This is a genomic window from Hymenobacter sp. DG25A (assembly GCF_001280305.1).
Lineage (GTDB): Bacteria > Bacteroidota > Bacteroidia > Cytophagales > Hymenobacteraceae > Hymenobacter.
The window spans coordinates 2,263,997-2,288,949 of sequence record NZ_CP012623.1; the positions used below are offsets into that span (position 1 = coordinate 2,263,997).

Here is a 24,953-nt window from a genome sequence, read left to right on the forward strand (position 1 = left end):
CGCTTCCTGCTACCTTTGCACCATGCATTACATCCTCGTCAACAAACCCTACGAAGTCCTCACCCAGTTTACCGACGAGAATGGCCGCGCCACGCTCAAGGATTTCGTTAATATTCCGAATATATACCCCGTAGGCCGCCTGGATTATGACTCCGAAGGCCTGGTGCTGCTCACCGATGACAAGCAGCTGCAGCACCGCCTCTCCGAGCCGCGCTTTAAAGTACCGAAAACCTATTGGGTGCAGGTAGAAGGCATTCCCACGCCCGAAGCTTTGGAAACCCTGCGCCGCGGCGTAGACCTGAAAACCGGCTTCACTACCCCCGCCGAGGTAGAATTATTGACTGAAGAACCCCAAATCTGGGACCGGAGCAAACCGGTGCGTTTTCGGGCCGCTATTCCTACCTCTTGGATTCAGATTACCATTTCGCAGGGCATGAACCGCCAGGTGCGCAAAATGACGGCGGCCGTGGGCTTTCCTACGCTACGCTTGGTGCGCGCCCGCCTCGCCGGTATTCCGGTAGGCAACCTGCAGCCCGGCCAGTGGCGCGAGTTGACCACCGATGAGGTAAAAGAACTGACCGATGATATGGCGGCCCAAACCCTGGCCGCCGGCACCTTTAAGCCGGCCAGCAAATCAGACAGTGGCTATTGGCCCGGCGGCATTCGTCCGGCCAGTGAAAAGCCCGGCCAGAACAGCGCCGGTGGCTATAATCGGGGCGGCTTTGGCGCCAAGCCCGGAGCCGGCAGTAAATCCAAAACCGGCCGTAGCGCCGGCGGCCCGGCACAGGACAAGGGAAAAGGCAAGCCCGCCGGCGGCCCCAGCCGGGGTAGCACCGGCCGCAAACCGGGCTCCGACCGGCCAACGGGTGGTGGGCGCAAGTCCGGCCGATGAAGCGTAAGCGCCTTGTTCAGCTGCTCTTAGTCTTGGCCACGGTTGTGTTAAACGCCGTGGCCTTTTTCCATGCCTGGCGCTTCACCCATTTTTCTCCTGCCGTCACCGTGCGCACCAGTAATCCGGAGGGGCTGGCCGGCTGGCGCAAGCTGGGGGTGCTGCTCACAGGCGTATCGAACCCTAAGCCTCACAGCCCAAACCGTCCGAATTTTACTTACCAGCGCCTCTTGCTGTCCAGCCCCAATGGGCGCCTGGAGGCTTGGTATAGCACAGTGCCCAACGCCCGTGGCACCGTGGCGCTTTTTCATGGCTACACCAGCAACAAAGCGGCCCTACTTCCCGAAGCCGCCTATTTCCGCCGCTTAGGTTATAGTGTGCTGCTCACAGATTTTGCCGGTAATGGCGGCTCGGCTGGCTATACCTGCACCGTAGGATATCGGGAGGCGGAGGACGTGCGCACCGCGTTTAACTGGCTTGTACAAAACCAACCGCAGAAACCCATTCTGCTTTACGGCGTGAGCATGGGTGCCGAAGCTATTCTAAGAGCCGAAAGTGAACTGGGCGTGCTGCCCAAAGCCAATATTCTGGAGTGCCCGTACGGCAGCATGCTCCAAACGGCGCGTAACCGCTTTGCTGCCATGCACCTGCCTGATTTCCCAATGGCCAACTTGCTGGTTTTCTGGGGCGGCGTGCAAAATGGCTTCTGGGCTTTTGACCTGGATGCTACCCGGTTCGCCAGCCATATTAACACCCCTACCCTCCTGATGTGGGGCGAAGCCGACCCGCGGGTGACCCGGCAGGAAACCGACGCTATTTACCGGAACCTGCGAGGACCCAAGCAACGGCAAAACTTTGTCGGTTCCGGCCATGAGCCCTATTGGAAGAAGCATGAACAGCTATGGCGCAGCAAAATAGCTGGGTTTGTAGCAGGCTTACCTTTGAAGTAGCCGCTTAGTGCGCTTTGCCGCCTGCCCGGCTGGCAGGGAAATCAGAATGGAGCGTGCAGGAGAAGGTCAGAGCGGCGGGAAACGGCGCGGGGTGTCCCGTAAAAATGACAAGTTGTCACAGGAAAACGCCGTTTTGCGGGCTGGTACGCTGCTTGTAATCCTCCTTTCGCGAGTGATTCGCAATTATCCTCTGACACCTCAACTCCTAAACGATAACCATCCACATGGGCAAAATAATCGGTATTGACCTCGGCACCACCAACTCGTGCGTGGCCGTAATGGAAGGCAACGAGCCGGTGGTGATTCCAAACAGCGAAGGCCGCCGCACCACCCCCTCCATCGTAGCGTTCCTCGATAACGGTAAAGGCGAGCGTAAAGTCGGTGACCCCGCCAAGCGTCAGGCCATTACCAACCCCAAGAACACGATTCAGTCGATTAAGCGCTTCATGGGTCGCAGCTTCGGCGAAGTAACCGAAGAAGCCAAGCACGTTTCCTACGAACTGGTGCCCGGTCCTAACAACACGGTAGCTGTGCAAATCGGCGACCGGAAGTACACGCCGCAGGAAATCTCGGCTATGGTACTGCAGAAAATGAAGCAGACGGCTGAGGATTATCTGGGTCAGCCCGTAACGGAAGCTGTTATTACGGTGCCCGCTTACTTCAATGATGCCCAGCGTCAGGCTACCAAAGAAGCCGGTGCTATTGCCGGTCTCGATGTAAAGCGCATCATCAACGAGCCTACGGCCGCGGCCCTGGCTTATGGCCTTGATAAGAAGCACAAAGACCAGAAAATTGCCGTGTACGACCTTGGCGGTGGCACCTTCGATATCTCCATTCTCGAGCTGGGTGATGGCGTGTTCGAAGTACTGTCTACCAACGGTGACACCCACCTCGGCGGCGACGACTTCGACCAGGTAATCATCAACTTCCTGGCCGATCAGTTCGCCAGCGAAAACGAAGGCCTCGACCTGCGTAAGGATGCCATGGCGCTCCAGCGTTTGAAAGAAGCCGCTGAGAAAGCCAAAGTAGAGCTGTCGTCTTCTACGGAGACGGAAATCAACCTGCCTTACGTAACGGCCACCGCTTCGGGCCCCAAGCACCTGGTGGTAAAGCTGAGCCGCGCTAAGTTTGAGCAGCTGGCTGACAGCCTCGTGCGTCGCTCCATGGAGCCTTGCAAAAAGGCCCTGCAGGATGCCGGCCTGAGCACTTCCGATATCGACGAAGTAATCCTGGTAGGTGGTTCTACCCGTATCCCCCGCATTCAGGAGGAAGTAGAGAAGTTCTTCGGTAAGAAGCCTTCCAAGGGCGTTAACCCCGACGAAGTAGTAGCTGTAGGCGCTGCCATTCAGGGCGGTGTACTGACCGGTGAAGTGAAGGACGTGCTCCTGCTGGACGTAACTCCGCTTTCGCTGGGTATCGAAACCATGGGCGGTGTCATGACCAAGCTCATCGAGTCGAACACGACCATCCCGACCAAGAAATCGGAAACCTTCTCCACGGCTTCGGATAACCAGCCTTCGGTGGAAATCCACGTGCTGCAGGGCGAGCGTCCGATGGCTTCGCAGAACCGCACCATTGGTCGCTTCCACCTCGCCGATATTCCACCAGCACCCCGCGGCGTTCCGCAGGTTGAAGTAACCTTCGACATCGACGCCAACGGTATCCTGCACGTATCGGCCAAGGACAAAGGCACCGGCAAAGAGCAGAAAATCCGCATCGAAGCCTCTTCGGGCCTGTCGGATGCTGACATTGAGCGGATGCGTCAGGAAGCGGCCGCCAACGCCGAGTCGGACAAAGCCGAAGTGGAGCGCATCTCGAAGATGAATGCCGCTGACTCGATGATTTTCCAGACCGAGAAGCAGCTGAAAGAGTACGGCGACAAGCTGAGCGGCGGCAACAAAACCGCTGTGGAAAGCGCGCTGGCCGACCTCAAGACGGCGCACGAAAGCAAGGATATTGCCGCCATCGACAAAGCTATGGAGGCTATCAACGCCGCCTGGCAGGCAGCTTCTACGGAAATGTACAACGCTACCCAGGGCGGTCAGCCCGGCGGTGCTGAAGGCGGCAACCCTTTCGGGGGCGGTGAAGGCCAGCAGCCCGGCGGCAACGGCCAGGGCGCCGGTCACGACAACGTGACGGACGTAGACTACGAAGAAGTAGACGGCAAGAAGTAATTCTTGACTTATTTGAACAAAAAGGCCGGTAGCTATATGCTGCCGGCCTTTTTTGCGTTAGGGCGGCGCATAACTCTTCAACTATTACCTTTCGCACATGGCACATTTTCTCATCATTGGCGCCGGCATTGGCGGCCTCGCCACGGCCCATGGGCTTTTGCAGCATGGGCATACGGTACGGGTGATTGAAGCCGCACCGGAGCTGCGGGAAATTGGAGCGGGCGTGGTATTGGGCGCCAATGCTATGCTGGCCCTGAGTAAGCTGGGCCTGCAGGAAACCGTGCAGGTGCATGGCACGGCCATCACCAAAATTCAACTGCGCGATGAGCAGGGCGGCGCTCTGCAAACCGTAGACACCACGGAATTCACCCGGGAGCTGGGCTTCCAGAACCTGGGCATTCATCGCGCCGCCCTGCAGCGGGCACTGCTGGCGGGCCTGCCCCCCGATACCGTGCAGCTGGGCATCCCGTTTGAGCGGTTTGAGCAAACGGCCACTGGCGTGCGGGCGCACTTGGCCAATGGCACCTCGCTCACCGCCGATGCTTTGATTGGGGCCGATGGAGTTCGCTCCCGCGTGCGGCGGCAGCTGGTGCCCCCGGCCAAGCCCCGGTACGCGGGCTATACCTGCTGGCGCGCCGTGGTAAATGCCGCCGCCCTGAAGCTGCCCGTAGGTGAATCGGCGGAGGTGTGGGGCACGGGCGGACGGCGCTTTGGCTACGTGCCCGTGGGCGAAGGTCGCGTGTACTGGTTTGCCTGCCTGAACTGCGGCCAGGTAAACAGCCCGCATTTCAGCCGCTACCAGCTGGCCGACCTGCGCCGGGAGTTTGCCGGCTTTTCCGCGCCGGTGCCGGAACTGCTGGCGCTGGCTTCTGATGAAAACGTGTTGTGGAACGATATTCTCGACCTGAAACCGCTCACGCAGCTGGCTTTTGAACGGGTGCTTTTGCTGGGTGATGCTGGCCACGCCACCACGCCCAATATGGGCCAGGGCGCGGGTATGGCCATTGAAGACGCATTGGTACTGGCGGAGACTTTGGCGAATGAAACGAATATTCCCGCCGCCTTCCAGCGCTTTGAGCAGCGCCGGTTGCCCCGCACCACGCGCATTGTGAATACCTCCTGGCAGCTGGGCCGGCTGGCGCAGCTGGAAAAGCCATGGCAGATTAAGCTGCGCAATATGGGAATGCGCCTGGTGCCGGACGCCATCAGTCTGAAGCAAATGGCCTGGCTGTATCAGCCGGCATAGCGCGCGCCTTTGCCCGGCGGCGGCTAAAGCTGTTTCTTTGCTGATACGCCCTTTTCTCCGCCCCGATGCCCGTTCCCTTTCTCTCTTTTGTCGCCCAGAATGAACGTATCCGCGCCGACGTGCAGGCGGCCACCATGCGCGTGTTCGACTCGCAGCAATATATCCTGGCAGAGGAAGTAAGGCAGTTTGAGGCGGAGTATGCGGCATTTAACCAAGTACCGCATTGCGTGGGCGTCAGCAGCGGATTATCAGCGCTGCACCTGGCGCTGGTGGCGCTGGGCATTGGTCCCGGTGATGAAGTACTGGTGCCCAGCAACAGCTATGTGGCTACCTGGCTGGCCGTATCCTACGTGGGCGCCACACTGGTGCCGGTAGAGCCGGATGAAGCCACCTTCAACTTGGATGCGCAGCAACTGGAAGCGGCTATCACGCCCCGCACGCGCGCTATTCTGCCGGTGCATTTCTTCGGCCAGGCCTGCAATATGGCCGCTATTATGGAAGTGGCCCGGCAGCATGATCTGATAGTTATCGAAGACAATGCCCAGGCACAGGGCGCCGCCAGCCACGGGCAGCTGACGGGCAGCTTTGGAGAGGCCAATGCCACCAGCTTTTACCCTACCAAAAACCTGGGCGCGCTGGGCGACGCGGGCGCCATTACCACCAAAAACGCAGCGCTGGCCGAGCAGCTGAAAGTACTGCGCAACTACGGCTCCCGGCAGAAATACCAGAACGAAGTCATCGGGTACAATGCCCGGCTGGATGAGCTGCAGGCTGCCATTTTGCGCGTGAAGCTCCCTTACTTGTCCCTCTGGACCCAACAGCACCAACAGCTGGCAGCGTGGTATGATACGTATCTGGCGGCTATTCCGGGGCTGCAATTGCCGCAACGGCTGCCTACTTCCACCCACGTCTATCATCTGTACGTGGTGCGCACGCCGAACCGGGATGCCCTGCAGCGGCATCTCACGGCCCACGGAATTGGCACCGTCATTCACTATCCGGTGCCGCCGCATTTGCAGCCGGCTTACCAGGATTTGGGCTTTATAGCCGGGCAGTTTCCAATAGCGGAGCATCTGGCAGCAACCAGCCTCAGCCTGCCACTGTGGCCGGGCATGCAGGAAGCACAGGTGGCGGAAGTAGCGGAGTGTATCCGGCGTTTTACACCCGCTTAAAATTGCCACCGCTTTATCCAAAATTCCAGCAAAGCTGGAGTACGATGGTGCAGAAGGCAGCGTGAATGAAAAGTTGAAAACCCAGAAAAAAGAACGTCATGCTGAGCGCAGCCGAAGCATCTCGCGTGCTGGCATTGTGGTAGTAATTAAGCTTACCACACTAGCGAGATGCTTCGGCTGCGCTCAGCATGACAGCTGAATTGCGACCGGAAATTTCAACTATCTACTCGCTCTGATTTACGAAGTGGCTTTCAGCTTCTCCTGACGTTCCTTGTGCTCCTCTTCGGCTTCTTCTTCAAAGCCTTTCTGAATTTTTTCGGTGGCCTCCTGATGGTCTTCGGCGTCGGCTTGTTCCTGGTTTTCCTCCTGTTCCTCCTTGTCGTGGGGCTCGTAGCTTACTTTGATGTAGATGGGAAAATGGTCGGAGCCGACGTAGGGCAGGCGTTCCATGTCCTCTACTTTAAAGTGCGCGGAGACGAACACATGGTCCAGCGGCCAGCGCATGAGGTGGTATTCGGCGTGAAACGTGGGGAGCAGCCCGCGTCCTACCCGCGGGTCCATCAGACCACTCACGCGCCGGAACAACTCACTAGTATGTGACCAGGCCACGTCGTTCATATCGCCGAACACGATGGTAGGCTCCTCATTGCGGTCAATTTCTTTGCCCACAATCAGCAGCTCGGCGTCGCGGCGGGTACTAGTTTCGGCCTCCTGCGGCGCCGGTGGCTTGGGGTGCAGGCCGTACAGGCGCACCCAACTCTGGCCATCGGGAAGCTGCACGAAAGTGTGCAGGGAAGGTATATCGTCGTCGAGCAGGTATTTAATTTGCGCGTCGCGCAGCGGCAGCCGCGAGTAGAACAGCATGCCATAGGTGTTGTCCAGCGGCTCGTGGCAGATGTAGGGGTGCGTTTCCTCCAGGGGGCGCAACTGCTGCTGCCACCACCTATCGGTTTCTACCACAATAATGAGGTCCGGATCCGCTTCCTGCAGCACCCGTAAGGCTTTAGGGGCCTGCTTGTTATACTGCAGTACATTCATCACGGCCAGGCTCATGTGGCGCTTCGCATCTTTCAGGGTACTGTCGCCTACCTGTTTGCTTACCATGGGCGTGTACGGAATGATGCGGAAGAACTGATACACAATAGCTACCGCCAGCACCGCCATCAGGCCCAGACCCCAGTAGCCCGGCAGCTGATGCCAGCCCAGCACAAATCCGGCGCCCAGTGTAACCATAGCCACAAATACGATTTGCAGGCGGGGAAAATCAAACACCCGTATCCACCAGGCTTCTTCGCGCAGCAATGGCAATAGGGTAGCAATGATAGAAGCAATGGCGAATAGCAGCGTAATGCCATGCGCAATCAACAGCCAAATTGGTGCGTCTAGATCAGGCAAGAGAGAAGCTCGTTAGGGGTGGGAAAACGGAGGCAGGTACTCAGCAGCAGTAATTTCGGTTAAATATCATCATTGTAACCGCCTTTGCGCAGCTCTTCAATAGTGCGCATCACTTTATCTTTTAGCGAGTTACGGTATTTTTCTAATACATCAACCAGGCGGGCATTACTCAGGCCCAGCATCTGGGTGGCCAGTACCGCGGCGTTGGCGGCCCCGTCTACGGCTACGGTAGCCACCGGCACTCCGGTCGGCATCTGCAGCATAGAAAGCATCGAATCAAGCCCGCGGATAGACAGCGAAGAGTTGATAGGCACGCCCACTACCGGCAAGGTAGTGAGAGCTGCTATCATACCGGGCAGATGGGCCGCGCCGCCGCCACCGGCAATAATAACGCGCAAACCACGCTTGCGGGCATTTTCCGCGTACTCTATCATCCGGTGCGGGGTGCGGTGGGGCGACACCAGCGTCATTTCATAAGGCACCCCAAACTGACGCAGCAACTCCGCTGCGGCGGTCATAACTTTCAGGTCAGACTGCGACCCCATGATGATGCCTACCAACGGCGTGACTTCCCGGGAATCGTCGGGTGCGGGAGTTGGGATGGGAGCGGATGAAGGCGTTTGCATACAGCGAAATTGGATCAAAAGAAGGTGGTCCGTGGATTTCTACGGCTCCCCGACGTAACAGTTGGATTATCAAACATAGCATTTTCCCTCTTTGCTGATTCTCAATCCCTCGTACCTTTACCCCGCTCCCCTTACGCCCTTCGTATGGAAATATTGCTTGCTACTTTCACCACGCTGTTTTCGGTAGTGAACCCTTTTGGGGCCATGCCAGTATTTCTGACCCTCACGCAGGACGACTCGCCCGCGCACCGGGCCGGGGTGGCGCTCCGGGCCTGCCTGTATATGATTGGGGTATTGACGGTTTCGTTTTTTGCCGGGCAGTACGTGCTCAACTTCTTTGGCATCAATATCCACCATTTACGCATTGCGGGCGGTATTCTGCTGATGCGCTCCGCCTTTGATTTGCTCACGCCCGGTGGCAACCGCGCCAAAGTATCGGACGCTACGCTGGAGGAAAGTATGCACAAGGATGATATTTCCTTCACGCCCCTGGCCATGCCCATGCTCTCGGGCCCGGGCTCCATGGCCGTGTGTATCGGCTTGTTCGCGGTGAAACTCTCTTTTACCGATATGGGCCTGATTATTCTGGGCTTTGTGCTGGTGGCGCTGGCCAGCTACCTGATTCTGATGTCGTCATTGCGGCTCACCAAGTTTCTGGGGCGGCCCGGCATGGCCGCGCTGGCACGCATCATGGGTTTTCTGACGCTGGCCATTGGGGTAAATTTTCTGGCTACGGCTATTGTGGCACTGTTTCCGGGGCTGAGCCGATAGGAAAATCATGGGAGAAGCACTCGTGCTGATACTCGTACTCGCCATACTTTTTGTCGTAATACTAGGGGTCCCAACTATCCTGCTATGGCGGCTGGGCCAATGGTTCCACCGTCGAAACCATGAGTGGGCAGCTCGCATCTCGCACGCTTTTTTGTTGTGTTTTAGCCTCTTCTGGATAATAGGCATCTACTCCATCTATTTTCCCTTCGATAGCGAATTTGAACAGGAGTTCGAGAATCTAACAGGTCTTCCTTTCCCGGCTTCTGGTGAAATCGTGGAAGGAGAAGAATCCAGGCTTGATTTGGGAGGAGATTATTTCGTTGATGCGCGGGTAAAATTTGACGCGTCTGATTATCAGCGCCTCTTGCATAGGCTACACGCCGACCCAACCTTTCAGGCTAATGTTTCCAGCCAAGACACTATTGTTGTTGGAAATGCGCTATCTGCTTCACCTGATAGGTCAGCCCTTATCACGCTTTGTACCTTTTCAAAAAACGATAAGAGTGAAGGCGAATACCAATCCATCAGCTTCTTTGCAGACCACCGCACAATCACTTTCCATCGCCGCCAAGAGTGAGGGAGTTGGCATTTCGCAGGCACACCCTCTGTATTCCTGAGTTGCTAGGCTTACCTTTGCTGACAGCGCCGCTTTCCGGCCTCTAATCAGCGAAATCTGTGATTAAAAACGACCTCCTCCTTCGTGCCGCCTGCGGCGAACAGACTGAACGTACCCCCGTATGGCTGATGCGCCAGGCGGGCCGTATCCTGCCCGAGTATCGTGCCCTGCGCGCCCGCCTCAGTGGCTTCAAAGAGCTGGTAGAAACGCCGGATCTGGCTGCGGAAGTCACTATTCAGCCCGTAGATGCGCTGGACGTGGATGCCGCCATTATTTTCTCGGATATTCTGGTGGTACCCGAAGCCATGGGCCTCACCTATGAAATGATTGAGGCGCGCGGCCCGCTCTTCCCCGAAACCATTAAAACCGCGCAGGACGTGGCCCGCATGCGTGTGGCCGACCCTGAAGAGCACCTGGGCTACGTGCTGGAAGCCATTCGGGTGACCAAGCGCGCCCTGAACGGCCGTGTGCCGCTCATCGGGTTTGCCGGCGCCCCCTGGACGATTCTGGCCTACATGGTGGAAGGCCACGGCTCCAAAACCTTCAGCAAAGCCCGCCGGATGCTGTACACCAATCCGGCGCTGGCGCACGAGCTGCTGCGCAAAATCACCGATACCACCATTGCTTACCTGCGTGCCCAGGTGCAGGCCGGCGCCAACCTGATTCAGGTATTCGATTCGTGGGCTGGTATTCTGCCGCCAGCGCATTACGCGGAGTTTAGCACGCGCTACATTGCCGAAATCTGCGCGGCCATTCCGGAAGTGCCGGTTACGGTGTTTGCCAAAGGCGCTTTCTGGGCCGTGGGCGACTTCGCGCAACTCCCCTGCCGCACCATTGGGCTGGACTGGAACCAGGACCCGCGCGCGGTACGCCCCCTGGTAGGCGACAAAACCCTGCAGGGCAACCTGGACCCCTGCGCCCTCTACGGTACCCGCGAGCAAGTGCGGCAGGCTACTATTCAGATGCTGGACCAGTTTGGCCCCTACCACCACATTGCCAACCTGGGCCACGGCGTATACCCTGATACCGACCCCGACAACGTGCGCGTGTTTATTGACACGGTGAAGGAATACAGCGTTAAAATGCGCCACTAAGCAGGCCGGGCCATCATAGTAAAAGTGGCCGCCTCATAAACGTGTCATCCTGACGCAGGAAGGACCTTATCCCGCTAGACGAATCGTTGTTACGATTATCGTTCAGCCGTGATAAGGTCCTTCCTGCGTCAGGATGACACGTTTTACTTTTAGGTTTAAAACACCTTGTTTTCCTGAGCTTCGACCAGGAGCAGTTGTTTTTCAATGGGCACTACCCCCACCTGCTCGCATACCAGTCCGCCGCCCAGGTTGGCCAGCGCGGCGGTAACGGGCGGGGCCATGCCCAGCGCCACGCACAGCGCGGCAATACTGATAACGGTGTCGCCGGCGCCGGAAACATCGGAGATGCTACGCAGATGCGCGGGAATGTAGGTGCGTTGGGTGGCGCCATCTTCCACAAAAACGCCCCGCTCAGAGAGCGTCACCAGCACAATTTCCGGCAGTAAAAGCTCGCGCAGGCGGTCTACAGCGGCCTCAAACTGCGGGCGGGCGGCGTCGGTATCTTCAAACTCAAGCTTCAAGCCTTCCCGCAGCTCTTTCAGGTTAGGCTTGAACAGTGTGCAGTGGCGGTAGGCCAGAAAGTTCTTTTTCTTGGGGTCTACCACGGTGGGGATGCCCCGCTCCCGGGCCAACTCAATAAAGCGGGTGATACTGGCTTCGCCGAGCACACCCTTGTCGTAGTCTTCAAAAATCACGACATCGGCACGGTCCAGCAGGGCGGCGTAGCGCGTGGTGAGGGCGGCATTTTCTTCCTGGTTGAGGTTGTGCTCTACTTCGGAATCGATGCGCAGGAGCTGCTGGCCGTGGGCCAGAATACGCTGCTTCACGGTGGTGGGCCGGTGCGTACTGCGCACAATGCCTTCGGCCGACAGGTTATTCTCGCGCAGCAGATCCAGCATTTGGTTGCCGCCCTGGTCCTCGCCTATCACGGCGCACAACAGCGGCGTAGCGCCCAGCGCCTGCACGTTCAGGGCAACGTTGGCGGCTCCGCCCAGGCGCTGCTCCGTGCGGCTTACATTCACGATGGGCACCGGCGCTTCCGGCGACAGTCGGCCAGCCTTTCCCCACACGTAGGCATCCATCATCACGTCGCCCACAATGAGCACGGTCAGGTGGTTGAACGCATCAAATAAATCAGCAAGGGAAGTAGGTGGAACGGTGGCAGCGGGCATCACAACAAATTCAGGGAAATGAAGCCGCAAAGGTAGGAAGTTGCGCTGTAGCGCGCAGCGCCGGCTTCGCGGACGAGCAGAGCGAGTTCTAACGTAGGCAGACGCCTGCTACTCGCTCTGCTCGTCCGCGAAGCCGGCGCTTCGCGCTACTTTCTTTAATGTAGTTTGGCCAGGCTGTTTTTGATGCGGGTAAAGGCTTCGCGCAGCTTCTCATCTGCGGCGGCGGTGCTGAAACGAATGCAGTTGGGTGCGCCAAAAGCGTCGCCGCTCACGGCGGCTACGTGGCCGTCGTTGAGCATGTACATGGCCAGATCCGTGGCGTTCTGAATGGTGCTGCCATCGGGCGTCAGTTTGCCGAAATAGCCGCTCACATCCGGGAATACATAGAAAGCGCCGCTGGGCGTGGGCGTGCGGAAACCGGGAATGTCTTTCACCAGCTCCAGCACTAGGTCGCGGCGGCGGCGGTAGGCGGTTACCATCTCATCGGCGGAAGAGCGCCCGCCCTGCAGGGCCGCCAGGGCCGCACGCTGGGCAATGGAACAGGTGCCGGAGGTAATCTGGCTCTGCATTTTCTCGCAGGCGCCGGCAATTTCCTTGCTTGCGGCCAGGTAGCCCACGCGCCAGCCCGTCATGGCATAGCCTTTCGAGAAGCCATTCACGGTTATTACCCGGTCCTTTATTTCCGCGAACTGCGCCATGCTTACATGCTCGCCCACAAAATTGATGTACTCATAAATCTCATCGGCCAGCACGTGCACCTGGGGGTGGCGGGCCACCACGGCGGCAATATCGGCCAGCTCTTCCCGGCTAAAAACAGCGCCGGTGGGGTTGCACGGCGAGGAGTACATGATGAGCTTGGTGCGGGGCGTAATAGCCTGCTCCAGCTGGGCGGCCGTTACTTTATAGCCGTTTTCCAGCGTGCCCATCAGCGTTACCGGCGTACCTTCCGCCAGCTTTACCATCTCTTCGTAGCTCACCCAGTACGGCGCAAACACGATAACCTCGTCGCCGGGGTTTACCAGGCTCATCACGGCATTGGCCAGGGCCTGCTTAGCCCCGGTGCTCACCACAATATTCTCGGGCTTGAAGCTCAGCTGATTTTCGCGCAGGAGCTTGTCGCAGATGGCCTGGCGCAGCTCGGGGTAGCCGGGCACGGGCGTGTAGAAGGTGTAGCCTTCGTCAATGGCCTTTTTGGCGGCGTCCTTGATGTATTGCGGCGTCTGAAAATCAGGCTCGCCAAAGCTCAGGCTGATAATATCGATGCCCTGTGCGGCCAGCTCGCGGCCTTTTTTGGCCATGGCAATGGTCTGCGACTCCTGCATGGTGTTGATGCGGTCTGACAGAACGGAGGTTGGCGAAGGAGCGAGCGAGTCAACAGTTGGTGACATGGCAACAAGGCAAATGGGTGGGTGGGAAAGACGGGTTAAAAGTACGGGAATGTACGGACTCAGAAGCAGCAACCAAAAGGCTCTACTCCTGCCCCAGCCACCGAAAGCACCGCAGCAATAGGCTCAGATCGGTACCGGTAGTATAATCCCGGGCATACAGCAGCTCCAGCCGCTGTTTGGTGGCATCGGATAGCGGAGTGGCGGGGGCACCGGCATCGGCGGGGGAAAGAATGGCCTGGGTCATGCGGCGGGGGCCAGCCGCGTAGCGCAGCCCCACCCAGGTGCGCTGCCCCATGAGCACCCGCAGACAATTGCGCAGGAAACCCTCCTTTTGCTCTACCAGCCACACCAACAGCGGGGCGGTAAGCAGCAAGGCCACGCTGCTCAGCACATCCAGCAGCCGCTTATTACGAATGTATCGGGGCTGAAACAGATTCAGGGCAATTTCCAGGGTATAGTAGTCGCCGGGGGTGTCTTTGCTGGAGCTGCCAATGATGTACTGGCTGTCTTCGGGCAGAATTTTGTAGCTCACGGGGCGCTGCCGCGGTTGGGGCAGGTTCACCATAAGGGCCATTATCTCGCTGGCCGACAAATCTTTGCCACAAAAAATCACCTCATTAATGCCGTAAATCAGGATAATTTCTTCCATCTGGCGCACCTCCCCCAGCAGGTCCCGGGGGCTTCCTGCGAGGCCACCGCCACCGGACTCACGTAGCCCATGATGCGGGTCCGCACGCCGGCATTTTTCAGCAGGAAGCGCACGCGCTGGCTTTCGGCCGCCGAGCCCACAATGGCAATGTTCTTCTGCTTCTCCTTCAGCAGACGGAAGTTGCGGTGGCGGAGAAAATGCGTGAGGAGCCGGCGTAGCAGCAGGGCGGCCACGGCCCAGACGCCCCCCAGAATAATAAGGGCCTTGGAAAAACGCCAGGCATCAAAAAAATTGGACGCAGCGGAAATCAGAATGGTACCGAAGAAGATGCCCCGCACAATGCGCAGGGTGTGCACCGGTTTATCGTAGGCCCCGCTGAAATAGGCGGCCGCCAGCCACACCGCAGTATAAACCGGCACGGCTACCAGCATAAACTGCGGCGGGTAGGGCGTGGGACCGTACTTGTGGTAGTCTTCCCAATAAACCTTCAGCAAATACATGCCCCCAATAATAAGGGCAGCGTCCAGCAGCATGGGGGCAGCCTGCATGAGCAGGCGCTGCGCTACCGCCGCCCCGGCCCGCAGCCAGATGGCCAGATTAATCAGCAGTGCAAACAGGCCGGCCCGCTCGGGCGCAAAGTGCTTGCGGGCAAAAATGACCATGGCCCGGTAAAACACAAACACATAGTTGATGCTGGTGCGCCGGGTACTCTCGCCTTTGTAATGGATGATGCGGGTGCCCGGGAAATAATAGTTTTTCCAGCCTCCGCGCGTGAGCCGGTACGAGAGGTCAATGTCCTCGCCGTACATAAAGTAATCCTCATCCAGCAGACCCACCTGGTCCAGCGCCTGCCGGCGCATCAGCATAAAAGCGCCACTGAGCACTTCAATTTCGTGGGTCTGTTCTTTGTCGAGGTAGCCCAGGTGGTAGCGCCCAAACGTGCGCGAGCGGGGAAACAGCTGCGCCAGCCCGAATATCTTGTAAAATGCCACCCGGGGCGTGGGAAGACCGCGCTTACTTTCCGGCAGAAACCTGCCCTGCCCGTCCAGCATTTTCACGCCCAGTCCTCCCGCCGTGGGGTGCGCATCCATAAAGGCGCAGCACAGCCGGAAGGTATCTTCTTCTACCACGGTATCGGGGTTCAGCAGGAGCACGTACTGGCCGCAAGCCTGCCGCAGGGCTTGGTTGTTGGCTTTGCTGAAGCCGGGGTTGTCTTTGTTTTCGATGAGAACAACCTCCGGAAAGCGGGCCCGCACCATGGCTACGGAGCCATCCACGGAGTTATTATCCACCACAAACACTTCTGCCGGCTCCCCCAGCTTTGCCACCGCCTTGCGCACCGACAACAACGCCTGCTCCAGGAAATAGCAGACGTTGTAGTTGACAATAACGACGGAAAGCTTCACGGGCGCGGCGGGGGCAGAAATCGAACAGTCACGAAAGGTAAGCAGACTTGCGTACTGTGCGGCCGGGAAAGAGGGTACGGCCTTTTATTCCTGCAAAAAGCCCTGGCGTACGAGCCTACACCAGGGCTTTTCAGTAATAGAAACCGGTGGCTGTATCGGCCTTAACCACCGCGGTTATTTGGCCTGACGCTGGCGCTCTATAATGGAGCGGCCCAGCGTAATTTCATCGGCATATTCCAGCTCGCCGCCCATGGGCACGCCGCGGGCAATGGTGCTGATGTGCACCTGCGGGAAGTCGCGCAGCTTGCGGGAAAGGAAGAAGGCCGTGGTGTCGCCCTCCATAGTGGGGCTAATGGCCAGGATGACTTCTTTCACTTCCGACTCCGGCTCGCCCAAACGCTCTACCAAAGACTCAATCTGCAGGTCGCTGGGGCCAATGCCTTCAATAGGCGAAATAACGCCGCCCAGCACGTGGTAAGTGCCCTGATACTGGCCGGTGTTTTCAATGGCAATAACGTCGCGGATATCTGATACCACGCACACAGTGCTATGGTCGCGGAGCGGATTGGCGCAGATGCCGCATTTCTCCGTGTCGGAGATATTGTGGCAGGTATCGCAGTAGCGAATATCGAAGCGCATTTTGGCCAGCGCCTCCGCCAGAGAGGCAGTGGCATCGGTTTCAGCCTTCAGCAGGTGCAGGGCCAGCCGTAGCGCGGTTTTTTTGCCGATACCGGGCAGCTTCGCTAGCTCACCCACGGCGTTTTCTATCAGTTTGGAGGGGAATTCCATTCAGTTGCAGTTACGAGTTGTCAGCTACCAGTTGCCAGGTGGTTACCAACAGGCCACGGGCACTGGCAACTGGTAACTGACAACTCGTAACTGAATTAAAGCACGTCCGCCGAGATGCCGCGGTCGTGGATGGCGGTGCACATGCCGGCCAGCTCATCAAAGGCGCCATGCTTAACGGTACACTGCCCTTTGTAATGAATCAGCAAGGTACATTGCTCGGCCTGCTCTGGCTCGTGGCCGCATACATCGATGAGGGTTTTAATGACGTGGTCGAAGGTATTTACGTCATCGTTGTACACAATCAGGTCGCGTACATCAATGGTTTCCTCCAGCAACAGAACGTCCTCGTCGTAATTGATTTGCGGTTTGGTATTCATGGGGCAAAAATACGAAAAAACGGCCAAAAAAGCGTGCTACAAAGTGCTATTCAGAGTACTATAACCCCCTGGTGGGCAGAATCGTTTCGCAGAAAAGGAAGGAAAAAACAGGCTGGTTCCGGCTTTTTCAGCCGCTCCGGCCAGGGCTTGCCGGCGGCCGCTGAAGCGGATAAACCGGGTCTTTCACTCCGGCAGCGGCCCTGGCCGGCCAGAACCTTTGCGCCCCGGCCACAGTACCAGTGCAGCTATGGGCACCGCTGGCCGGGAGTTGCTTTCTTTGCCGGATGTGCGGGGCCCCGCCAGCATTTTTTGTTCCGCTAATTCCGGCAGCTTCCCTTATGCCTGTTCCCTCCGCCGACTTCAAAAAAGCCCTGAAGCGCCTCTCTGACAAAGAGAAAGAAACCCTGCTGCTGCGCGCCGTGCGCCGGGATGCAGAGTTGTATGATACCCTAAGCTTTGAGCTGACGCCCGAGGTGACGGTGGAAACCGTGTACGAAGAGGCCGCCGACCGCATCCATGAGCTGTTTAATGTGGCTGTAACCGGCCGCCTGCTCAACCGCAGCCTCACCAAAGCCCTGCAGAAAGCCACCAAGGAAGTGGCGCGCGCCCGCCGCGTTACCAAAGACAAAAAGCTGGAGGTAGACCTGAACCTGTACACGCTCCGGCTGATATTCGATAACTATACCGGGCAGTTTGAAAGCCCCTACAACGGGGTGTATGTGGGCACCGCCCGGTTAGCGGCCCGCACCACCCAGCTGATTCTGAACAACCTGCACGAGGATTTATGGCTGGAGTATAAAGCGGAGCTGGATGATTTTCTAACCCAGCTCCATGCCCGCACCAAAAGCCGCAACCTCAAGTTTGAGCTGCCGCGGGAGCTGCCACTGGCCGATTAAACGCTAAACACACTGCACAAAAAAGCCCCGGATACCGCAGTATCCGGGGCTTTTTTATGGTTGCCACAAGGCAGCAGCGGGGCTGCTTACTTCTTGGCAATTACGTTGAAGCTCAGTGCGAAGTCATTGTCAATGGCTTTGTCGGCAGCAGCACCAAACAGGGTAGAGCCGTACTTAACATCATACTGGGTGCGGTCGATGATGGCCGTGCCGCTGGCAGCCGCTACTCCGTTCTTCACGCCTACTTTGGCGGGGAAGCTAACGGGCTTGGTGATGCCTTTAATGGTCAGGTCGCCGGTGATGCGCATGTTGTTGCCCTGGGCATCGGCCTTAATAGGTGCCAGGCTGGTGATTTTCAGGGTTGCGGTGGGGAATTTCTCCACGCTGAAGAAGTCATCGGAACGCAGGTGGCCCATGAGCTTACCGTTGTACTCCTGATCTTTCAGGTCTTCGTTTTTGATGGAGTTCATGTCCACCGTTACGGTGCCGCCTACCAGCTTATTGCCGCGCACGAGCAGGTCGCCCTGCTGGAACTGCGCCGTGCCGTTGTGCTGGCCACCTACTTTTTTACCCAACCAGCCCAGCGTGCTCAGCTGCGGCTGCAGCTTGTAAGCGGCTACGGAAGCCTTGGTTGCTTTGGCAGCGCGGGGGGCGCTGGTGCCCGCCGAGTTAGCTACCGGAGACTGAGCGAAAGAAGGAGCAGCCAGGAGGGTGAAAGCCAGCAGAGCGGGGAAAAGAATCTTTTTCATAACAGAAAGAAAAAAAGGAAAAGAGAAGTGTATTAATTAACCGCGCAGCTTATCCAGCAGCGCATTGAGTTGAGAAGCTTCTTGCTCGGTGAGATTTTGCAGGCCCAGGGTGGCATTGGACACCACAGAATCCATGCGCTGGAGCAGGTCCAGCCCGGACTCGGTAATGCGGATGTCCACGGCCCGGCGGTTGCTGGGGCACACGGTGCGGGTTACCAGGCCCTTGGCCTCCAGCTTGTCTACAATACGGGAGGCGTTGCTGGTTTTATCCAGCATGCGCTCAATGAGTAGGTTGACGGTAGCTGGCTTGGGGTGCTGGCCCCGCAGAATGCGCAGCACGTTAAACTGGGGCAGCGTGAGGCCAAACTCCTTGAAGGCTACACTTTGCCGGAACTGCAGCCAGTTTGCCGTAAACACCAGGTTGATGTGCAGCTTATGATACTCGCTCTGGAAAGTGCGTTGCTGAATTTCGTCTTCAATTTTCATACTGCCAGGCTGGGTCATCAAGAATCCGTTGCAAATATATGTATATACATTTAATGTACAAACACAGTTCACAACTTTCTGAAATTTATTAGTTCGGCCGCCTGCCTTCGACCTTCTCCGGCGGGGTTGCGTATGAAGGCCGAAATCACCGCAGAAAAAACTCCCATGAAAAGCTTCTTCCCTACCCTGCTTCTGAGCTTTGTCCTGCTGGCGCCCCTGGGCGTGGCGGCCCAAGCTAAAACCACGCCGCAAACCAAGCAAACCGTTAGCGCCAACGCGCAATACGTGATGCAGAACGGCACCGTAGTTCTGCGCCAGGGCAACCAGAGCACTGGCCTCACGCAAAATATCCGATTGGCCAACGGCACCAAAATCAACTATAAAAGCGGTATTGTAGAGTTGCCAGGCGGCAAAATGACCACCCTGCGCGAAGGCGACTACGTAACGGCCAAGGGTGATATTGTGTTTGCCACGCCCGGCAGCGCCGCCGCCGCCCGTGGTGAAAAAGCCCCCGCCGACGCGCAATTTGACCGCTACGTAGAAAAAGGCGCCGCTATTTCGCCCGAGACATTTGATGCGCGCCTGACCACCCTGAACACCCGCCTGGACCTGATGGCCCAGAAAATTCAGCTGCTGAATCAGAAAATCAGCCTGTTGAGCGTGAATGCCCAGCGCCCCACCGATACGGCGCAGCTGGACCAGCAGATTCAAGCCTTGGAAGAGCAGCTGAAGAATATTAAATAACGACGGGGTGCGCCTGGTCCAGCGCAGGCAGCGCTGCCTGGGCGGTGAGCAGCCCCTGCTTTTCCTGCACCAGCTCAAAGGGCTCGTCGCGCACAATCAGGAAGCCGTCCAAGTCGCAGACCTGAGCCAGCGGACTTACCTGCAGCGCCGACCAGATACCCAGGGAGGTTTCTACCATGCAGCCCAGCATGGTTTGCAGCCCGTGGGCACGGGTTTGTTCCAGAATATGAAGGCCGTTGCGGTATCCGCCGGCCTTCATTAGTTTCATATTCACGCCATGAAACTGCCGGGCCACCTCGGCAAAGTCAGCCGTATCGGTTACCGACTCATCGGCAAATACCGGGAACGGGCTGCGGTTGCGCAAGTATTGGTAGGCTTCCAGGCAGGCGGCGGGCATGGGCTGCTCCAGCAGGCGTACCCGCAGGCCGGGCAGCGTTTGGGCCTGCTCCAGAAACTGCAGCAGGCTGTCGGGCTCCTGCCAGGCTTCGTTGCCATCAATCAGCAGCGGGTGGCCGGGCAGGCACTCTGTCAGGGCTTGCAGCAGGGCATAGCCGCTTTCCTGATTTACCTTTAGTTTGAGCAGCGGAAAGCGCGCTACCGCATGCGCACGCACAAATTCCGGCACTGCGCCGGGCTCCATAATGGGCAGCGAAAAAGCCGTGGGCACTGTGCCCGGCGCCGCTGGCAGCCCCAGGTATTCGCCTACCGACTGCCCTTTGCGGGCGGCGGCATAGTGGATAAAGGCCGACTCCAGCGCAAAGCGCAAGGCATGGGCAGGGTGCTGCGCATTCAGTAATTCGTGCAGGTCATGCTCATCATCTACGTGCGGCAGGCCGGCGGCCAGCAGCTGGGCGAAATCGGCCTGCAGGCTTTCTGGCGACTCCCCGTAGCGGACGTTGGGGGCGGCTTCGCCCCAGCCTACGGGCCCGCCGCTGCCCTCCCGCCCTACGCGCACCAGCAGATTTACCTTTTCGGTGGAGGCGTTGCGGGCTATTTTCCAGGTGTAGCGCAGCGGCAGCGTGCGGGGGTGCAAAGACCAGTGAAGCATAATAGCAGCCGGAAAAAGAGCCGGGCATGAGGCATCAAATAACGCGGAAATAGCCGTGGGTTGAAAGCCGCGGAGCGAGGCCGCCGCCGGGAGGTTACGCTTAGCTAACCCAAAAACCTATCTTTGCTGACATTCCCCCAGTTTGTCCCCCTCACTTGCCCGCATGAAGCTTTCCCGCCTCACTCCTCTGGTTCTTATTTTATTTATTGTGGCGGCCGTGCTCTCGCTGCTCAGCGCCTATCAGGTGGTGCCCCTGGCGCCCACTGTGCCGCTGGTTGCCCGTTGGGTGGCCCTGCTCGCGCTGGTAGCCTATGGTACCCAGCGCCGCTCCCTTACGTTCTGGATTGTAGTCAGCATGCTGGTAGGGGCCGAAATCGGGCACGACTTCCCGGTACAGGCCGTCAGCCTGAAAGTGCTCAGCGACGTATTCCTGCGGCTGGTGAAAACCATTATTGCGCCGCTGGTATTCGGTACGCTGGTGGTAGGCATTGCCGGCCACGCCGACCTTAAGCAGGTGGGCAAGATGGGTTTGAAAGCCCTAGTGTATTTTGAAGTAGTTACCACGTTTGCCCTGTTCATCGGTCTGGCCGCCATTAACCTGACCAAAGCCGGCGTCGGCATCAACCAGGGCAGCATTCAGGCCGATACCGAGAAGCTGGAGGCCGTTAACCAAAGCACCTCCGATATTATCCTGCACATCTTCCCCGAGAATATTGCCAAATCCGTGGCCGATGGGCAGGTGCTGCAGGTGGTGGTGTTTGCCATAATCTTCGCCATTGGCCTGGCCATGGTGCACCAGAAGCACCGCAAGCCCATGCTGGAATGGTCGGAGAGCCTGTCGGAGGTGATGTTCAAATTCACCAATGTGGTGATGTACTTCGCCCCCATCGGGGTGGGTGGCGCTATGGCCTACACGGTAGGCAAAATGGGCTTCGCGCCCCTGCTGAATGCATTCCAGCTGCTGCTCACGCTTTATGGGGCGCTTATTGCCTTTATCCTGCTGGTGCTGCTGCCCATTGCGCTTATTGCCCGCATTCCCGTGAAGCGCTTTGTGCAGGCCATTGCCGAGCCTGTGAGCATTGCCTTTGCCACTACTTCCTCGGAGGCAGCGCTGCCCCGCGCTATGGAAGCCATGGAAAGCATTGGCGTACCCCGCCGCGTGGTGGCCTTTGTAATGCCTACCGGCTACTCCTTTAACCTGGATGGCACTACGCTGTATCTGTCGTTGGCTTCGGTATTCGTAGCTCAGGCAGCCGGCATTGATCTGTCGTTTGGTCAGCAGCTGATTATGGTGTTCACGCTCATGCTCACCAGCAAAGGCGTAGCGGGTGTGCCGCGGGCTTCTTTGGTGATTCTGCTGGCTACCGTAGCCTCATTTAATCTGCCCGCCTGGCCGGTATTCATCATTCTGGGTATTGATGCCCTGATGGACATGGCCCGCACGGCCGTAAACGTGACCGGCAACTGCCTGGCCACGGCCGTAATTGCGCGGTGGGAAGGCGAGTTTATAGACAACTACCACGCGGCACCGATAACAGACCTGGCCGAAGCCGACAGCACCCTGGTACAGCACGCAGGGTAATTTCATTTGCAGCTTAATTCGGAAGTCCGGCTCTGCGTTCCGCAGAGCCGGACTTCCGCTTTCTAAACCCAAGAGTTATAGAATTCGGGCCGAAAGACCGGCTGGCTCAACAATTAAAAATAATTTAAGTCCTATTATTTAGACCATTCACGACATTATTTATAAAAATATTAAAATTATTACTATAATTATATGTAATAACAAAATTTTACAACTTTATAAAGCACCTATCTAGGAAGCAGGGTGTTAACTTCGAAATCTTTTTTTCGCCACCCCTACTCTGCTATCCACTATGCGCCTGGCCCAACCTCTACTCCTGCTCCTGAGTGTTTCTTCGTTGATGCTGGGCGGATGCAAATCCGGCAGCAAGCTCTTATATCAGCCTTCGCCGATGGCGCTGAGCACCAAGCTGCCGGAGATGGAAGTAAGGGTAGAAAACGGGCCCATGGATAAGACGGAAGGCTCCCTGCCGGAAGATCCGGTCCAGCTGTTCAAGCGCGAAACCAAGCAGAACCTAGTAGAGAGCAACGACAGCAGCGCGCGGTTTGGCTACCTTAAGCTGCAGATTCTGGAAGCCAAAGCCTCCCGGCACGGCAAAGCCCTGCACGCCATTCAGATGGCAGGCTTCCTGATGCCGAGCCTGTTTGGCTTACCTCTGGAGTTTTTCCGCACCCACGTGCGCGCGCAATTGCAGGTAGTAGATGCTAAGGGCGAAGTATTGGGCACCTATGAGGGTACCGGCGACTCCAATATTAAGGTGGCCATGTACCACGGCTATTCGCAGAGCATGGGCCCGCGTCTGGCCGATACGGAAGCCCTGAAAAGTGCGCTGGCTAAAATTAAACCGCAGCTGGATACGGCTTCTACCCTGCTGCGCACCCGCCTGCTGAGTACCGGGCAGCTGGGCGACGAAGAACAGGAAGTGGCAACGGGCAGACCCTATGAAGCAGCCCCCGCTCCCGCCCCGGTGAAGCCGGCCGAGGATGATGAGGAGTAAAAAGTCGCCAGATTTTACTGCAGTATCTAAGCCTGCATATATAGAAAAACCGCTACAGAGCATTCTGTAGCGGTTTTTTTTCTGGTGGGCAGTTAAACTCAGGGCGGCGGCAGCCCTCTATAGGGCATAACCCGATACTTTATCTTTTTGCCCTTCTTCCGTATGAAAACTTTCTCCCTTCGGTCGCTGCTGGCAGCTCTGGCTGTGTTGCTGATGACCACGGCCTCCCTCGCCCAAAATGGCCGCCCCGCTAAGTCGCCGGCCCGCCAGGAAATACACACCTACCTGCAGCAAACGGTGATGCCGGTAGTGCGCCAGCAGCGCCTGAAGCTGGAAACCCAGCTTTCCGCCACCGATAAAACCCAGCTTACCGCTTATCGGGAGCAGCTGCAGTCGCTACGCAGGCAGGAAAAACAGCTTCGCCGCAGCTTCCGGGCCGCCAATCCACCGCAGCAGGCTCAGCCACAAGCACACGTTGCGCTGACCGATGCCCAGAAAGAGCAGCTGAAACAGCTGCACACACAACGCCGCGCTATTATGGAGCAGGTGAAGCCGCTGGCGCAGAAGTACCAGGCGGCTATCAGCCAGCTGGCCGCCGAGGTACAGCCGCAGCAAGCCCAGTGGCAGGCCGATTTGCAGGCTATCCGGGCAAAATACCCCGCCACCACTCCGGAAAACGCCCCCGCCAAAGCTGGCCGCCAGCACAATGGGCAGCGCCGCTATTTCAAGCCTGTTTCCTTTCTGCTGCTTAACCCCAACGCCCCGGCGCATTCCCGGCGCAACCAGCAGCAACAGGTAAGTGGCGAGGCAGCCGTATATCCGAACCCGGTGGCTCCTACCAGCCAGCTAACCTACGAGGTAAAGAAGGCCGGCCCGGTAACCGTGGAGCTACTGGACGGCCGCGGCAGCGCCCTGCGCACCATTGTTGATCAAAAGCAGAATAAAGGCACTTATTCGCAGGCAGTGCAGGTAGCTGACCTGGCCCGTGGCACTTATTTCTTTAAGATAACCACCCGCAGCGGGGTGGAAACCAAGCGGTTTGTGAAAGAATAACCGCCCTATTATAAGATACCAACAGCGCCGGTTCCGCAAAGGACCGGCGCTGTTGGTGCTATAAGGGTCTTTACTGTGGGCAGGCGCATATCCTTTATCTTTACCGCTGATGATTTCCCGCCTCGCCTCCGTTTGTTTTGTATTGCTGCTGATGCTGCTGGTAGCCGCCTGCTGCGGAAACTCCGCCGTTGACTGCCAGGATGCCCACGCCGACAGCTTGTTTCTGCGCTTTAATCTGCAGGACTCGGCCAGTGGTAACGGGTTTCGGGTCCGGGAAATTGACAGTGTGCTGCTGATCCGGAAAATCCGGGACACGACAGCCACCTATACTCCGCCCGATTCTTCCCGCCTGGCTCCGGATACCGTCCGGGTGGTTCGGCTGCCCACGGCTGTCGCTGACTATATTCTGCTGGAACACACGGCGCCCTTCACCCGAAAGGGCCTCCGCCGGCTGCCCGACTACGACTACACCGTGTATCTGCCCAATACCGCGGAAAAGCTGCGCTTTGAGCTGACGATGCTGGAAATTAATGGCGACTTTGAGGCCGATGGCTGCGTGACCTGCTATCGGAACCGAAGGAAACAACTGCTTGTAAATGGTAAGCCTGTTGATGTGTACTCCTCCAATAACCACCCGGAAGAAAAGCCGGTGGTGCTGAGCCGGTAGGCAGCCGCGGCGAACCG

25 protein-coding genes are annotated in these 24,953 nt (G+C 57.8%); 14 read left to right on the plus strand and 11 right to left on the minus strand.

What is annotated here, in order from left to right; all coding sequences use genetic code 11:
• Positions 1-22 precede the first annotated feature (22 nt).
• From AM218_RS16560 to AM218_RS09710, 5 genes are all read left to right on the plus strand, one after another.
• Positions 23-892 carry a pseudouridine synthase gene (locus tag AM218_RS16560; protein WP_082318165.1) on the plus strand — a complete coding sequence of 290 codons (870 nt, stop codon included), beginning with the start codon at positions 23-25 and terminating at the stop codon, positions 890-892.
• A gap of 32 nt (positions 893-924) precedes the next feature.
• Positions 925-1,839: an alpha/beta hydrolase gene (locus AM218_RS09695; RefSeq protein ID WP_197273941.1), complete on the plus strand. Its 915-nt coding sequence runs from the start codon at positions 925-927 to the stop codon at positions 1,837-1,839.
• A gap of 224 nt (positions 1,840-2,063) precedes the next feature.
• The gene (dnaK, locus tag AM218_RS09700) at positions 2,064-4,013 is read left to right on the plus strand and encodes a molecular chaperone DnaK (RefSeq protein WP_054413685.1); all 1,950 of its coding nucleotides are present in this window, start codon (positions 2,064-2,066) and stop codon (positions 4,011-4,013) included.
• 97 nt (positions 4,014-4,110) lie between these two features.
• The gene (locus AM218_RS09705; protein ID WP_054413686.1) at positions 4,111-5,259 is read left to right on the plus strand and encodes an FAD-dependent monooxygenase; all 1,149 of its coding nucleotides are present in this window, start codon (positions 4,111-4,113) and stop codon (positions 5,257-5,259) included.
• Positions 5,260-5,324: 65 nt separating this feature from the next.
• Complete coding sequence (locus AM218_RS09710; RefSeq protein WP_054413687.1) at positions 5,325-6,431, plus strand: DegT/DnrJ/EryC1/StrS family aminotransferase; 1,107 nt, start codon at positions 5,325-5,327, stop codon at positions 6,429-6,431.
• A 237-nt stretch (positions 6,432-6,668) separates the two neighbouring features.
• On the opposite strand, the gene AM218_RS09715 is transcribed toward AM218_RS09710, so the two are convergent.
• Both AM218_RS09715 and purE read right to left on the minus strand, forming a co-directional pair.
• Entirely contained in the window at positions 6,669-7,826 is a 1,158-nt protein-coding gene (locus AM218_RS09715; RefSeq protein WP_197273942.1) for an endonuclease/exonuclease/phosphatase family protein, read from the minus strand.
• A 59-nt stretch (positions 7,827-7,885) separates the two neighbouring features.
• A complete protein-coding gene (purE, locus tag AM218_RS09720; protein WP_054415477.1) occupies positions 7,886-8,371 on the minus strand; it encodes a 5-(carboxyamino)imidazole ribonucleotide mutase in 486 nt (161 codons plus the stop codon).
• Positions 8,372-8,596: 225 nt separating this feature from the next.
• Here purE and AM218_RS09725 point away from each other — a divergent pair, with 225 nt between their 5' ends.
• The 3 genes from AM218_RS09725 (at position 8,597) to hemE (ending at position 10,933) form a co-directional block, all read left to right on the plus strand.
• Complete coding sequence (locus AM218_RS09725) at positions 8,597-9,223, plus strand: MarC family protein (protein WP_054413688.1); 627 nt, start codon at positions 8,597-8,599, stop codon at positions 9,221-9,223.
• A gap of 7 nt (positions 9,224-9,230) precedes the next feature.
• Complete coding sequence (locus AM218_RS09730; protein WP_054413689.1) at positions 9,231-9,800, plus strand: hypothetical protein; 570 nt, start codon at positions 9,231-9,233, stop codon at positions 9,798-9,800.
• Between the two features lie 98 nt (positions 9,801-9,898).
• Positions 9,899-10,933 carry a uroporphyrinogen decarboxylase gene (gene hemE / locus AM218_RS09735; RefSeq protein ID WP_054413690.1) on the plus strand — a complete coding sequence of 345 codons (1,035 nt, stop codon included), beginning with the start codon at positions 9,899-9,901 and terminating at the stop codon, positions 10,931-10,933.
• A gap of 155 nt (positions 10,934-11,088) precedes the next feature.
• Here hemE and AM218_RS09740 read toward each other — a convergent pair whose 3' ends face one another.
• From AM218_RS09740 to AM218_RS09765, 6 genes are all read right to left on the minus strand, one after another.
• A complete protein-coding gene (locus AM218_RS09740; protein ID WP_054413691.1) occupies positions 11,089-12,105 on the minus strand; it encodes a bifunctional heptose 7-phosphate kinase/heptose 1-phosphate adenyltransferase in 1,017 nt (338 codons plus the stop codon).
• Between the two features lie 155 nt (positions 12,106-12,260).
• Entirely contained in the window at positions 12,261-13,493 is a 1,233-nt protein-coding gene (locus tag AM218_RS09745; RefSeq protein WP_071843752.1) for a pyridoxal phosphate-dependent aminotransferase, read from the minus strand.
• Between the two features lie 82 nt (positions 13,494-13,575).
• A complete protein-coding gene (locus AM218_RS16565; RefSeq protein WP_157547616.1) occupies positions 13,576-14,151 on the minus strand; it encodes a hypothetical protein in 576 nt (191 codons plus the stop codon).
• Positions 14,124-15,548, minus strand: a complete 1,425-nt coding sequence (locus tag AM218_RS09755; protein WP_054413693.1) for a glycosyltransferase family 2 protein — start codon at positions 15,546-15,548, stop codon at positions 14,124-14,126. Before AM218_RS09755 ends, AM218_RS16565 begins: the two co-directional genes overlap by 28 nt.
• Before the next feature lie 174 nt (positions 15,549-15,722).
• Positions 15,723-16,337 (minus strand): recombination mediator RecR, encoded by a 615-nt coding sequence (gene recR, locus AM218_RS09760; RefSeq protein WP_054413694.1) that lies wholly within the window; start codon positions 16,335-16,337, stop codon positions 15,723-15,725.
• Positions 16,338-16,432: 95 nt separating this feature from the next.
• Entirely contained in the window at positions 16,433-16,714 is a 282-nt protein-coding gene (locus AM218_RS09765) for an ATP-dependent Clp protease adaptor ClpS (protein ID WP_054415482.1), read from the minus strand.
• Positions 16,715-17,052: 338 nt separating this feature from the next.
• Here AM218_RS09765 and AM218_RS09770 point away from each other — a divergent pair, with 338 nt between their 5' ends.
• A complete protein-coding gene (locus tag AM218_RS09770) occupies positions 17,053-17,610 on the plus strand; it encodes a hypothetical protein (protein ID WP_054413695.1) in 558 nt (185 codons plus the stop codon).
• Between the two features lie 86 nt (positions 17,611-17,696).
• On the opposite strand, the gene AM218_RS09775 is transcribed toward AM218_RS09770, so the two are convergent.
• Complete coding sequence (locus AM218_RS09775; RefSeq protein WP_054413696.1) at positions 17,697-18,359, minus strand: YceI family protein; 663 nt, start codon at positions 18,357-18,359, stop codon at positions 17,697-17,699.
• 36 nt (positions 18,360-18,395) lie between these two features.
• Positions 18,396-18,845 (minus strand): MarR family winged helix-turn-helix transcriptional regulator, encoded by a 450-nt coding sequence (locus AM218_RS09780; protein WP_054415484.1) that lies wholly within the window; start codon positions 18,843-18,845, stop codon positions 18,396-18,398.
• 165 nt (positions 18,846-19,010) lie between these two features.
• Here AM218_RS09780 and AM218_RS09785 point away from each other — a divergent pair, with 165 nt between their 5' ends.
• Positions 19,011-19,589, plus strand: a complete 579-nt coding sequence (locus AM218_RS09785) for a DUF6799 domain-containing protein (protein ID WP_157547617.1) — start codon at positions 19,011-19,013, stop codon at positions 19,587-19,589.
• Here AM218_RS09785 and AM218_RS09790 read toward each other — a convergent pair.
• A complete protein-coding gene (locus tag AM218_RS09790; protein ID WP_071843753.1) occupies positions 19,582-20,637 on the minus strand; it encodes a dipeptide epimerase in 1,056 nt (351 codons plus the stop codon). The genes AM218_RS09785 and AM218_RS09790 overlap by 8 nt on opposite strands.
• A gap of 163 nt (positions 20,638-20,800) precedes the next feature.
• On the opposite strand from AM218_RS09790, the gene AM218_RS09795 reads away from it, so the two are divergent.
• The 4 genes from AM218_RS09795 to AM218_RS09810 all read left to right on the plus strand — a co-directional run bounded on the left by AM218_RS09795 (position 20,801) and on the right by AM218_RS09810 (position 24,936).
• A complete protein-coding gene (locus tag AM218_RS09795) occupies positions 20,801-22,219 on the plus strand; it encodes a dicarboxylate/amino acid:cation symporter (RefSeq protein WP_054413699.1) in 1,419 nt (472 codons plus the stop codon).
• 292 nt (positions 22,220-22,511) lie between these two features.
• Positions 22,512-23,216, plus strand: a complete 705-nt coding sequence (locus tag AM218_RS09800; RefSeq protein WP_157547618.1) for a hypothetical protein — start codon at positions 22,512-22,514, stop codon at positions 23,214-23,216.
• 162 nt (positions 23,217-23,378) lie between these two features.
• A complete protein-coding gene (locus AM218_RS09805; RefSeq protein ID WP_054413701.1) occupies positions 23,379-24,269 on the plus strand; it encodes a T9SS type A sorting domain-containing protein in 891 nt (296 codons plus the stop codon).
• Between the two features lie 109 nt (positions 24,270-24,378).
• Complete coding sequence (locus AM218_RS09810) at positions 24,379-24,936, plus strand: hypothetical protein (RefSeq protein WP_054413702.1); 558 nt, start codon at positions 24,379-24,381, stop codon at positions 24,934-24,936.
• Positions 24,937-24,953: the final 17 nt, after the last annotated feature.

Excerpts from the sequence above, each read along its gene's own strand:
- AM218_RS09795 (WP_054413699.1), top strand. The coding sequence starts at position 20,801 with ATGAAGCTTTCCCGCCTCACTCCTCTGGTTCTTATTTTATTTATTGTG.
- AM218_RS16560 (WP_082318165.1), top strand. The coding sequence starts at position 23 with ATGCATTACATCCTCGTCAACAAACCCTACGAAGTCCTCACCCAGTTT.
- purE (WP_054415477.1), bottom strand. The coding sequence starts at position 8,371 with ATGGGGTCGCAGTCTGACCTGAAAGTTATGACCGCCGCAGCGGAGTTG.
- AM218_RS09765 (WP_054415482.1), bottom strand. The coding sequence starts at position 16,714 with ATGAATACCAAACCGCAAATCAATTACGACGAGGACGTTCTGTTGCTG.
- AM218_RS09780 (WP_054415484.1), bottom strand. The coding sequence starts at position 18,845 with ATGAAAATTGAAGACGAAATTCAGCAACGCACTTTCCAGAGCGAGTAT.
- dnaK (WP_054413685.1), top strand. The coding sequence starts at position 2,064 with ATGGGCAAAATAATCGGTATTGACCTCGGCACCACCAACTCGTGCGTG.
- AM218_RS09790 (WP_071843753.1), bottom strand. The coding sequence starts at position 20,637 with ATGCTTCACTGGTCTTTGCACCCCCGCACGCTGCCGCTGCGCTACACC.
- AM218_RS09740 (WP_054413691.1), bottom strand. The coding sequence starts at position 12,105 with ATGCCCGCTGCCACCGTTCCACCTACTTCCCTTGCTGATTTATTTGAT.
- AM218_RS09775 (WP_054413696.1), bottom strand. The coding sequence starts at position 18,359 with ATGAAAAAGATTCTTTTCCCCGCTCTGCTGGCTTTCACCCTCCTGGCT.
- AM218_RS09810 (WP_054413702.1), top strand. The coding sequence starts at position 24,379 with ATGATTTCCCGCCTCGCCTCCGTTTGTTTTGTATTGCTGCTGATGCTG.
- AM218_RS09770 (WP_054413695.1), top strand. The coding sequence starts at position 17,053 with ATGCCTGTTCCCTCCGCCGACTTCAAAAAAGCCCTGAAGCGCCTCTCT.
- AM218_RS09785 (WP_157547617.1), top strand. The coding sequence starts at position 19,011 with ATGAAAAGCTTCTTCCCTACCCTGCTTCTGAGCTTTGTCCTGCTGGCG.
- AM218_RS09745 (WP_071843752.1), bottom strand. The coding sequence starts at position 13,493 with ATGTCACCAACTGTTGACTCGCTCGCTCCTTCGCCAACCTCCGTTCTG.
- AM218_RS09725 (WP_054413688.1), top strand. The coding sequence starts at position 8,597 with ATGGAAATATTGCTTGCTACTTTCACCACGCTGTTTTCGGTAGTGAAC.
- AM218_RS09710 (WP_054413687.1), top strand. The coding sequence starts at position 5,325 with ATGCCCGTTCCCTTTCTCTCTTTTGTCGCCCAGAATGAACGTATCCGC.
- AM218_RS09705 (WP_054413686.1), top strand. The coding sequence starts at position 4,111 with ATGGCACATTTTCTCATCATTGGCGCCGGCATTGGCGGCCTCGCCACG.
- recR (WP_054413694.1), bottom strand. The coding sequence starts at position 16,337 with ATGGAATTCCCCTCCAAACTGATAGAAAACGCCGTGGGTGAGCTAGCG.
- AM218_RS09730 (WP_054413689.1), top strand. The coding sequence starts at position 9,231 with ATGGGAGAAGCACTCGTGCTGATACTCGTACTCGCCATACTTTTTGTC.
- AM218_RS09805 (WP_054413701.1), top strand. The coding sequence starts at position 23,379 with ATGAAAACTTTCTCCCTTCGGTCGCTGCTGGCAGCTCTGGCTGTGTTG.
- AM218_RS09800 (WP_157547618.1), top strand. The coding sequence starts at position 22,512 with ATGCGCCTGGCCCAACCTCTACTCCTGCTCCTGAGTGTTTCTTCGTTG.